This is a genomic window from Sphingomonas sp. CCH9-E2, from assembly GCF_001557215.1.
Taxonomy (GTDB): Bacteria; Pseudomonadota; Alphaproteobacteria; order Sphingomonadales; family Sphingomonadaceae; genus Sphingomonas.
This window is the reverse complement of record NZ_LSJM01000130.1, coordinates 20,574-30,168: the sequence shown is the minus strand read 5'-3', so window position 1 is coordinate 30,168 and position 9,595 is coordinate 20,574. Positions and strand designations below refer to the sequence as shown.

Genomic DNA, 9,595 nt, shown 5'->3' with positions numbered 1-9,595 from the left:
CCCGCCAGGATCGCGCCGATGCCGATATAATGATCGCGTAGCAAGATGCGGTCGCGGTCGGCGAGCTGCGGCGCGCGCACGATGCGGGCATAGGCGGCGGTGCGACCACCGACGACGATCGGCCGCTCAAGCAAGGCCGGTCCGGCGGCGGGACCCCCGAGCAGCCGGTCGCCCGCCCCGATGATCGCCACCCGCCCGCCAAGCACATGCGGATCGCGCTGGTCCAGCTCGGCGATGATGCGGTCATAGGGCTTGCCCGCCGCGGCTGCTTCGGCGGCCAGAGCCGCGAAGCCGTCCAGCTGCGCGGCATCGCGATTACGCATCGCGCGTTCGCTCGTGGTGTACACATTCCACAGCAGCAGGCCGCCGCCCACCGCGACGATCAGCAGTGCCTGAGCGGCCAGCGCCGTGAACATGCCCCGAAACAACCGCACTCTCATCTCCCCACCCGGTCCGTCCCCCGACAGACCTGTCCTTGAATTCGCCTATTCGATCCCGGCATCGAGCGAATCCAGGATCCGCGCGCCCGCCATGAACACCGCGATGGGGCAGACCGCGAACAGCAGCCATCCGCCAAAGCCGGGATATTGCTCCAGATAGTGAATGCCGCGATCGACCGCCCCGACCCCAAGGCCGTAAATCACGGCAAACGCCTCGAATCGTGTCTTGATCGTGAAGAGGCGTTTGATGCGTGACAGCATGGAAATCGTTACGCAAGACCCGGGCCAAATACGGAATTGGCCGGTTTCGCATTAACGGCTATGGTTACCTGTCAATTAACCCGACAGGTGCGCTGGGTCGATCCCGAGCAGGTCGAGCAGTGCGGCGCGCGCGGTAGCGATGCGCGCGATGAGTGCCGGGTCGCCGATCTCGTCCTGCGCAATCGTTTCGGGCCAGTGCGCGTCGATGACCGCCGCGATGCGGTCGAGCTTGGCCGGATCGACCAGAAAGCGCGGATCGACGGTCACTGGGTCGGCAACGACGCGCAGGCGCAGGCAGGCCGGGCCGCCGCCATTGGCCATCGACTGGCGGACATCGACCACTTCGAGGTGCCGGATCGGCCCGTTGCCGGCGACATGGCGCTCCAGCCAGCCCCAGACGCTCGGCGTATCGCGGGCTTCGGTGGGGAGGATCAGCCCGGTCTCGCCGCCGGGCAGCGTCACCAGTTGGGCGTTGAACAGGTAAGAGCTGATCGCGTCGGACAGGCTGACTTCGGCTGCGGGCACCTCGACGATCTCGACGCCGGGCATCATGCCGCGCAGATCGGCGTAGAAGGCATGCTTGTCGGCAAAGGCCAGTTCGTGCGCGAACAGGACGTTGGCGTTGGCGACCGCGACAACGTCATTGTGGAAGGCACCCGCGGCGATCGCCGCTTCGGACTGTTGCACGAACATCGTGCGGGCGGGGTCGAGGGTGTGACGGCGGGCAACCGCTTCGCTCGCCTCGCGATGCTGGCGCGCGGGGAAGGGGCCGCCGCTGATGCCATAGACGAAGATCTCGACGCCGGGCGCGTCGTGCTCTGCGGCGAGGCGCATGTGATTGGCCGCTCCTTCGTCGCCGAACGGGGCGGGGACGGGGCCGTGGACGCGGAAGGCATCGTGCGCAAAGGCAAGGCGGAGCTGAGCGAGCGTCTCTGGCCATTCATGGCTGCGATGCGGCATCGTCACCAGATTGGCGACGCTGAGGTGACAGCGGCCGTCCGCAGTGTCGGGCGCGGGCGAGACGGTGGCGGCGTTGGCGGCCCACATCGCCGACGCCGACAGCGCTTGGGCCTGAAGATGCGGCGCGGCATCGGCATAGGTCGTGGCGAGGCTGCTCAGCCAGCGCTGGTCGGGCCGGGCATGGGGGAGCAGGATGCCCTGGGTCAGCCCGAGTGCGAGGTTGGCGCGCATCTTGGCGATCCCTTGCAGCGCCGCCGCGCGCGGCTGCGACACCGCCCCCCGGTTGCGCGTGGCGGCGAGGTTGCCGTGGCTGAGGCCGGCATAATTGTGACTGGGGCCGATGATCCCGTCGAAATTGATCTCAACGCGGGGCATGGCAAATATCCTGTCCCGGCGCGATGTCGAGCAAAGAGGCGGCAGCTGGGTCGAGCGTCACGCCGTTGTCGCCGCCTGCGACCCGCCCGTGACAGGCGCGGAAGTCGCCGAGCGTGCCGCATGCGATGATGCTGGCGTCGCCGCCCGGGGCGATCTCCGCCACCGGCTGGGTCCGGCAATCGCGGATGGTCATCACCTGGTCGGTGCGCGCGGTCATGGTCGGGCCGCCGTCGAAAATGTCGATGTAATTTTCGAACGCGAAGCCTTCATGCTCCAGCATCCGCATCGCCGCGCGACCCGACGGGTGGGGGACGCCGATGACGCTGCGGGCATGGTCGGTCAGCATCGCGGTATAGACCGGGTGGCGGGGCATCAGGTCAGCGATGAACTGGTTGCCGTGGATCGCGTTGAACTCGTCCGCCTGCTGGAAGCTCATGCCGAAGAAGCGCCCGGCGACGCCGTCCCAGAAGGGCGATCCGCCCGCTTCGTCGATCACGCCGCGCAATTCGGCGAGGATGCGGTCGGCAAAGCGCGCGCGGTGCATCGCGATGAACAGATACCGGCTGCGCGCGAGGAGCATGCCGAGGCCCCCGGCGCGCTCGCCCGGGTGAAGGAACAGCCCGCCGACCTCGCTCGATCCCTCCAGATCGTTGACGAGGTTGAGGATCTCGGCGCGGAAGGTGCGGTTGAGCGCTTCGCTATGCTTGGTCACCGTGCCGATGCGGTAGGAATAGAAGGGCCAACGCTGACCGACCTGGGTGAAGATCTGACAGGTGCCGCGCACTTCCTGGGTCACAGTGTTTTCGAGGACGAGGACGAACAGCTCGTCCTTCTTGGCGTCGTCGGTGCGCGCGAACGCCTCCGCGCTGCGCTCCAGCTTGGCCTTCAGCGCGGGCTTTTCGGGGGGGAGGTTGGTGAAGCCGCCGCCGGTGAGCTTGGCCATCTCATAGAGATGCTGAAGATCGTCGGCGCGGGCGGGGCGGATGATGAAGGTCATACGCGGCCCTTTTCGATGATGCGCAGGATGGTCAGCGCCGACAGGGCGGCACGTTCGGGCAGGCTGTCGGGGATCAGAAATTCCTCCTGCGAATGAATGGCGCCGCCGCGTGCGCCCATCGTGTCCACGACCGGGACGCCGCACGCAGCGATGTTGTTGCCATCGCACACCCCGCCGGTCGCTTTCCAGGCGACGGGGATGTCGAGATCGGCGCCAGCCTGTTTGACCAGCCCGAACAGGCGCTCGGCTCCGGGGTCGAGCGGCTTGGGCGGGCGGTTGAAGCCGCCATGGACATGGACCGAGACGTCGTGTTCGGCGGCAATGGTCTCGGCGAGGGCGTGGACGGCGGCTCCGGCGCGCTGGATCGCGTCGGGTGAGGCGGGCCGGAAATTGACGCGGAGGATGGCGAGGTCGGGGACGACATTGTTCGGGCCGCCGCCCTCGATCCGGGCCGGGTTTACCGACAGATCGTCGGTCATCAGCTGCGACAGGCGCAGCGCGAGATCGGCGGCAGCGACGACCGCGTTGCGCCCGTCGCGCGGGTTGCGACCGGCGTGCGCGCTACGCCCGCGAACGACGATGGAGAAGTTCCCGGTGCCGCCACGCGCGCCCGCCAGCGTGCCGTCGGGCAGTGCGGGTTCGTAGGTGAGTGCGGCGACCTTATTCTTCGCGGCTTGGGCGATCAGCGCGGCAGAGGCGAAGGAGCCGGTTTCCTCGTCCGAATTGATCACGACCTCATAGCCGAAGCGTGCGGCGGCGGGCGTGGTTTCGACCGCGCACAGGGCGGCAAGCATCAGCGACAGTCCGCCCTTCATGTCGGTCGCGCCGGGCGCGTTGAGGATGCCATCGGGCAGCCAGGTCGCGGTCTGGAACGGGTGATCGGCGGGGAACACCGTGTCCATATGGCCGGTGAACAGCATCTGCACTGGCGCTTGCGGTCGCACGCGCAGGTGGAGGTGGCGGCCATGGGCGAGCGATTGCACCACGCCGCTGCTATCGACCATCTCGACCGGCGCGGGTTCGACCAGTGCGAGGTCACCGGGCAGCGCGGCAAAGGCGTCGGCGAGCAGCCCCGCCATCGTCGCCAGCCCGTCCAGATTGCGTGTGCCGCTGTTGACCGCGACCCAGCGCTCGACCTGCGCCAGCATCGGCGCGGCACGGGCCGCCTCGACTGCGGCGGCTTCGATTGCGTTCAGCCCCATGGCCACGGTCTATCGGCTGATCTCTGCGGGGTGAACCCCCGGCATTGGAAAAGTATCTACTGTTACAGGACGACCACGCTTCACCCGGATGGTTGCGCAACTTCCGCCGAGCCTGCGGTCGGGGCGGAGAGCGGGCTGGTGTCAGGTGTGCCCTTTAGCTGTTCGACCAGAGCGAACAGCCGCCGCAGACCAGCGACAATGTTTCCGATGCCCAAAGTGCCGCGCGCCATCCATCGCGCGATGGTCCATTCGGCAAGGGGGTGACCGCGTGCTGCAGCATATTCGATCAGCGGCCGGACTGCGCGTCGGGTGGCGTTTGTCGGGTCTCTGCGTGCACGCAAATGGCCGAGCCAGAAAAACGCTGGCGCGAAGCCCGCGTCGATCCCGTCCTGAAGTACCTCATCGGCAAGGTCGGTGTGCCCAAGTGCGTCGAGCTGTCGGGCATAGGCGATTGTCGCACGCCACGCGCCGGCAGCAACTGCGCGACGCAGCCACTGTGCAGCCTGATTGGGGTCGGCTGGCACGGTCGTTCCGGTCTGATAATGCCACGCGACAAGCTCAAGCGCCTCTGGCGAGCCCTGATCCGCCGCTGCGCGGTACAGCGCGAGAGCTGCCACCGGATCGGTGCCCTGCAAGGCTCTCGCGCGGTCGATCAGTTCCACGTCCGCGTCGGTTTCATCCGGCCAAAAGCCGTGCGCGTCGGTGAAGCGCGCCTCCCAGTCGGTCGCAGCGGACCAGACGGTCGCGTAAAGCTGGTCGGATTCAGTGCATGCGAAGCTTTGAAGCCGGCGGCACAGGACGCTACGCGCCATCGGCCTCGCCCCCTCTCGCGGTTAGAAATCCACCAGCAATGATGCGCGGGTCGTCGTGTCGGTGCTCTTGCGCCCGTTCGGCGGCGCGCTTTCATAGTTCACCGCATAGGACATCTGGGTCGAGAAGGGGCCGAACAGCTTGACGCGCAGTGCGGACTTGCCGGTGATCGTGCTGTTCTGCTGCTCGACAAATGCCGATGCGTCCTGGCTGAAGGTTACGCCGCGGCTCAGCTTCCAGTCGAGGTCGAGCTTGCCGCGCGCGGCGAGTTGGCGCTCGGTCGGGGCAGTGACGAAGTCGGTGTAACGAAATGCCGGGCCGAGTTCGAGGTCAAGGGTCAGCGCAGGCGACTTGACCGCCGAATAGCCAGCCCCCGCCGAGAGCGAGTAACGTTCGTCAAAGCCGAGGAAGCGGTCGCTTTCGAACTGCGCGGCGCCATAGACATAGGCGCGGTCGTCGATCTTCCAGTTGGGTTCATACGCCGCGAGGTAGCGTTCGCGCACCGTCTGGCCGAGGCTCTCCTGATAATCGGCCTGCACGCGCAGCTTATGCCGCCAGCGCAGCGCTTCGCGCTTGAGGTCGAGGATGCCGGTCAGGCCGAGTGTCTCGGTATTGCCCGTGGTGAAATAGCCGCCGAGCTCGGCGCGGCCCTTCACCAGATCGAGGAACTTGGCCTCGCGCAGGCGGCGCTCGGCCGCCTCGCGGCGCTCGCGCTTCCACGCACTCGCGGCGGATTCGAACTGGGCGGCGCGCTCCTTGTCGGCGGCCTTGGCGTATTTGACGATCGCGTTGACCGCAGCCTCGTCGCCCGCCTTCATCGCGGCGTCGAGCATCGCTTTCACCTCCGACGACCGCTCGACCGACTGGGCCGGTGGCGGGGGCGGAGCTGCTTCCTGCGGTACCGTTGCGGGCACGTCGGCATTGGCGAGAAGCAGGGGCGCGGCGAGAATGAGGGGTGCCATGTAACCGGTTACTATCCGATTCCGGCTGCGAAATCGAGTGCGATGCAGCATCACCCGGCCTCCCCGTTGTCCAGGCCGAGCGGCTCGGCGAAGATGCGCAGGATATCGAGATAGAGGTCGCGTTTGAACGGCACGATCACGTGCGGAAGTTCGCGCGGGTCGAGCCAGCGCCAGGCGCGGAATTCGGGTTCGGCAGTGGCGATGTCGATCGCCTCGTCACCGGCGGTCAGGCGGAACAGGAACCAGCGCTGGCGCTGCCCGCGCCATTTGCCCTTCCACACCTTGCCCAGCAGGTCGTCGGGCAGGTCATATTCCAGCTCGACCTCTGGCGCGGCGAGCAGTTCGACATGGTCGCGCTCGACCCCGGTTTCCTCCCACAGTTCGCGGTAGGCTGCCTCGAGCGGGTCTTCGCCCGGATCGATCCCGCCCTGCGGCATCTGCCACGCCTCCAGCGTCGAATCGAGCCTCTGGCCGACGAACACCTGGCCGTGCGCGTTGAGCAGGATCACTCCGGCGCAGGGGCGGTAGGGCAGGGCATTGCGATCGATCATGCGGCGGCCTGCATCATCACGCGATTCGCCTCAGCCTCGGTCAGCAGCGCGCGGAATGCGACGAGCATGCTCGCAACATCGCCCTGTCCCGACGGGATCGCACGGCGCAGGGTGATGAAGCCATGGATATTGCCCACCGCCTCCCGGAAGACGACCGGCACGCCGGCTGCAGCCAGCGCGCCGGCATAGGCGCGGCCCTGATCGCGGATCGGGTCGAGGCTGGCGGTGAGGATCAGCGCCGGGGGCAGCCCTTCCAGCGTGGCATGGCGCATCGGCGAGGCGCGCGGGTGCGCGACATCGGCGGCATAGCATTCATTGAACCACTCCATCACCCGGGTTGTGAGCAGATAGCCGTCGCCGAAATGGTCGGCCGACGGGTAGCTGCCGCCGACATCCGCGGCAGGGTAGATCAGCAGCTGGCCAATCACGGGGACCGCAGCGGGCGCGTCGCGCAGGTCGATCGCGGCGACGGCGGCGATCTGTCCTCCCGCGCTGTCGCCCGCCAAAGCGATGCTGGTGACGGAACGGCCGAGTTCGGCTGGGCTGGTGGCGACCCAGCGCGCCGCCGCTTCGCAATCGTCCGACGCGGCGGGCCAGGGGCTTTCGGGGGCGAGGCGATAATCGACCGACACCACCGGCATGTCGAGCGCACGGCTGAGTTCGGCGGTGAAGCTGGCATGGCTGTCGATATTGCCGATGACGAAGCCGCCGCCGTGGAAGAACAGCACGACCGGGCCCGGCTCGCGGGTCTCGCGCACATCGAATAGGCGGGCGGGGATCGCGCCGGCGGGGCCGGGGATGGTCAGGTCCTTGATTGTCGCCAGTTCGCCCTGCGGGAGGTCGACCAAATCCTTCATCGCCAAATATTGCGCGCGATACGCTTCGGGCGTGGGCGGCCAGGGCGTTTCGGGCATCGCGGCGAGCATGTCGAGGAACGCGCGGGTATCGGGACGGACAAAGGGCGTGGCCAAGATCAGGTCTCCTCTTCTGCGCCGGGTCATAGGCGAGGCAACGCGCCGCCGTCCACCGCGCAACCCGCGCTTTGGCGCCCAACCGCCCCTTTCAGGCAAGAAAAGAAGAATTTCGCTGTCCTGCGCGCAATAGTGCTGCTAGAGGCGCGACTATGTTTCGAAAACGGCCCATTATCACCACCCGGACCGCGACCCGCCGCTGACAGGCCGGTCGCGCGGGTCCGGGTATCCGCCGCGAAACATTCCTCTCAGCGCGCCGAACCGGGCGCTGACTTCCCACCGAAGAATGACTATGTGGCCGCCTGTATTCCGGGCGGCTCGACCGCATGAAAGGGTCTATTGATGGGTTACCGTGTCGTAGTCGCAGGCGCCACCGGCAATGTCGGGCGCGAAATGCTCGCCATTCTGGCCGAGCGCGAATTTCCGATCGATGAGTTGGCCGTGCTCGCGTCCTCGCGCTCGACCGGCGACATGGTCGATTTCGGCGAGACCGGAAAACAGTACAAGATCCAGAATATCGACCATTTCGACCCCACCGGCTGGGACATGGCGCTGTTCGCGATCGGGAGCGAGGCGACCAAGGTGCATGCACCGCGCTTTGCCGCGGCGGGCTGCACGGTGATCGACAATTCGTCGCTCTATCGCATGGACCCGGACGTGCCGCTGATCGTGCCGGAAGTGAACCCGGAGGCGATCGACGGCTACAAGGCGAAGAACATCATCGCCAATCCGAACTGCTCGACCGCGCAGATGGTGGTGGCGCTCAAGCCGCTGCACGATGCGGCGAAGGTGAAGCGCGTGGTCGTCGCGACCTATCAGTCGGTCTCCGGCGCTGGCAAGCAGGGCATGGACGAGCTGTTCGAACAGTCGCGCAACATCTTTGTCGGCGATTCCGCCGAGCCGAAGAAGTTCACCAAGCAGATCGCGTTCAACGTGATCCCGCATATCGACAGCTTCCTGGACGACGGGTCGACCAAGGAAGAGTGGAAGATGGTGGTCGAGACCAAGAAGATCCTCGACCCCAAGGTCAAGGTGATCGCCACCTGCGTCCGCGTGCCTGTGTTCGTCGGGCACAGCGAGGCGGTCAATGTCGAGCTGGAGAACGAGCTGTCGGCCGAGGACGCGCAGAACATCCTGCGCGAGGCGCCGGGCATCATGCTGGTCGATAAGCGCGAGGATGGCGGGTACGTCACCCCGGTCGAATGCGTCGGCGATTATGCCACCTTCGTCAGCCGCGTGCGCGAGGATGCGACGGTCGAAAATGGCCTCGCCTTCTGGTGCGTCAGCGACAATCTGCGCAAGGGCGCGGCGCTGAACGCGGTGCAGATCGCCGAACTGCTGGGGCGGCGGCATCTGAAGAAGGGCTGAGCTTGCATTGTGGAGATGCTATCGTTGTGATAGCATCTCCCTATGGGCCAAGTCTTGATCCGCAACCTCGATGACGAGGTGATCGCCGCTTATCGCGAAGCGGCGAAGCGCAACCAGCGTTCGCTGGAGGCTGAGTTGCGCGAGGCGCTCAGTCGTATGAAGCCGCGCACCGAACGGGATATCGCTGCTATTCGCCGTCGATTTCTGGAAATTCAGGCCATGACGCCGAATGTGGCGCAGACGCCGTCGGAGATTCTCCAACGCGAAGCGCGCGATACGGAAGGGTTTCGTGAAACGTGACCCTGCTTGTCGATGCGAGCGTCGCGGCCAAATGGATCACCGCTGAAGTGGACAGCGATCGGGCAATGCAATGGCTGGCGACGCCGTTTGCCGCGCCGGAATTCATGATTCTGGAACTTACCAGCATCCTTTGGAAGAAGAGTCGGCAGGGGCAGATCACGCCCTTGCAGGCATTGGCGGGGCTGGAGCAGGTTGAGGAAACGGTTGATCTGGTAAGGACCTTCGGTCTCGAGCGACGTGCGCTTGAGATCGGGATGGAACTGGAGCATTCGCCCTATGACTGCCTGTACCTCGCCTTGGCCGAAACGATGGATGCCAAGATATTGACGGCAGACGCGGCGCTGGTGCGGAACTGCATGAACAGCCGTTTCAAAGATCAACTCGTCCTTCTAAAATGA

Annotated in this window: 12 protein-coding genes; 3 read left to right on the top strand and 9 right to left on the bottom strand. The window is 66.2% G+C overall.

Going from position 1 to position 9,595, the window contains the following annotated elements; all coding sequences use genetic code 11:
• The 9 genes from AX681_RS07050 to AX681_RS07010 all read right to left on the bottom strand — a co-directional run.
• Positions 1–434, bottom strand: a 434-nt coding sequence (locus tag AX681_RS07050; RefSeq protein WP_197424250.1) for a hypothetical protein, incomplete at its 3' end; no start/stop codon positions are given.
• 51 nt (positions 435–485) lie between these two features.
• Complete coding sequence (locus tag AX681_RS07045; protein WP_066662717.1) at positions 486–701, bottom strand: hypothetical protein; 216 nt, start codon at positions 699–701, stop codon at positions 486–488.
• A 75-nt stretch (positions 702–776) separates the two neighbouring features.
• The gene (locus tag AX681_RS07040) at positions 777–2,036 is read right to left on the bottom strand and encodes an N-succinylarginine dihydrolase (protein ID WP_066662719.1); all 1,260 of its coding nucleotides are present in this window, start codon (positions 2,034–2,036) and stop codon (positions 777–779) included.
• Positions 2,023–3,033, bottom strand: coding sequence for an arginine N-succinyltransferase (locus AX681_RS07035; RefSeq protein WP_066662732.1), 1,011 nt, complete (start codon positions 3,031–3,033; stop codon positions 2,023–2,025). The genes AX681_RS07040 and AX681_RS07035 overlap by 14 nt, the downstream gene beginning before the upstream one ends.
• On the bottom strand, positions 3,030–4,235 hold the full coding sequence (locus tag AX681_RS07030) for a hydrolase (protein ID WP_156442855.1): 1,206 nt from the start codon (positions 4,233–4,235) through the stop codon (positions 3,030–3,032). Before AX681_RS07030 ends, AX681_RS07035 begins: the two co-directional genes overlap by 4 nt.
• An 80-nt stretch (positions 4,236–4,315) precedes the next feature.
• Positions 4,316–5,047 carry an SEL1-like repeat protein gene (locus AX681_RS07025; RefSeq protein WP_066662735.1) on the bottom strand — a complete coding sequence of 244 codons (732 nt, stop codon included), beginning with the start codon at positions 5,045–5,047 and terminating at the stop codon, positions 4,316–4,318.
• 21 nt (positions 5,048–5,068) lie between these two features.
• Positions 5,069–6,007, bottom strand: coding sequence for a DUF481 domain-containing protein (locus tag AX681_RS07020; RefSeq protein WP_066662738.1), 939 nt, complete (start codon positions 6,005–6,007; stop codon positions 5,069–5,071).
• A 50-nt stretch (positions 6,008–6,057) separates the two neighbouring features.
• Positions 6,058–6,558: an RNA pyrophosphohydrolase gene (locus AX681_RS07015; protein ID WP_066662741.1), complete on the bottom strand. Its 501-nt coding sequence runs from the start codon at positions 6,556–6,558 to the stop codon at positions 6,058–6,060.
• On the bottom strand, positions 6,555–7,529 hold the full coding sequence (locus AX681_RS07010) for an alpha/beta hydrolase (RefSeq protein ID WP_443026339.1): 975 nt from the start codon (positions 7,527–7,529) through the stop codon (positions 6,555–6,557). Before AX681_RS07010 ends, AX681_RS07015 begins: the two co-directional genes overlap by 4 nt.
• Before the next feature lie 342 nt (positions 7,530–7,871).
• On the opposite strand from AX681_RS07010, the gene AX681_RS07005 reads away from it, so the two are divergent.
• From AX681_RS07005 to AX681_RS06995, 3 genes are read left to right on the top strand one after another with little or no spacing between them, the layout of a single operon-like run.
• The gene (locus AX681_RS07005; RefSeq protein ID WP_066655891.1) at positions 7,872–8,897 is read left to right on the top strand and encodes an aspartate-semialdehyde dehydrogenase; all 1,026 of its coding nucleotides are present in this window, start codon (positions 7,872–7,874) and stop codon (positions 8,895–8,897) included.
• A gap of 54 nt (positions 8,898–8,951) precedes the next feature.
• Positions 8,952–9,197 (top strand): FitA-like ribbon-helix-helix domain-containing protein, encoded by a 246-nt coding sequence (locus tag AX681_RS07000; protein WP_156442536.1) that lies wholly within the window; start codon positions 8,952–8,954, stop codon positions 9,195–9,197.
• Positions 9,194–9,595, top strand: coding sequence for a type II toxin-antitoxin system VapC family toxin (locus AX681_RS06995; protein ID WP_066655887.1), 402 nt, complete (start codon positions 9,194–9,196; stop codon positions 9,593–9,595). Before AX681_RS07000 ends, AX681_RS06995 begins: the two co-directional genes overlap by 4 nt.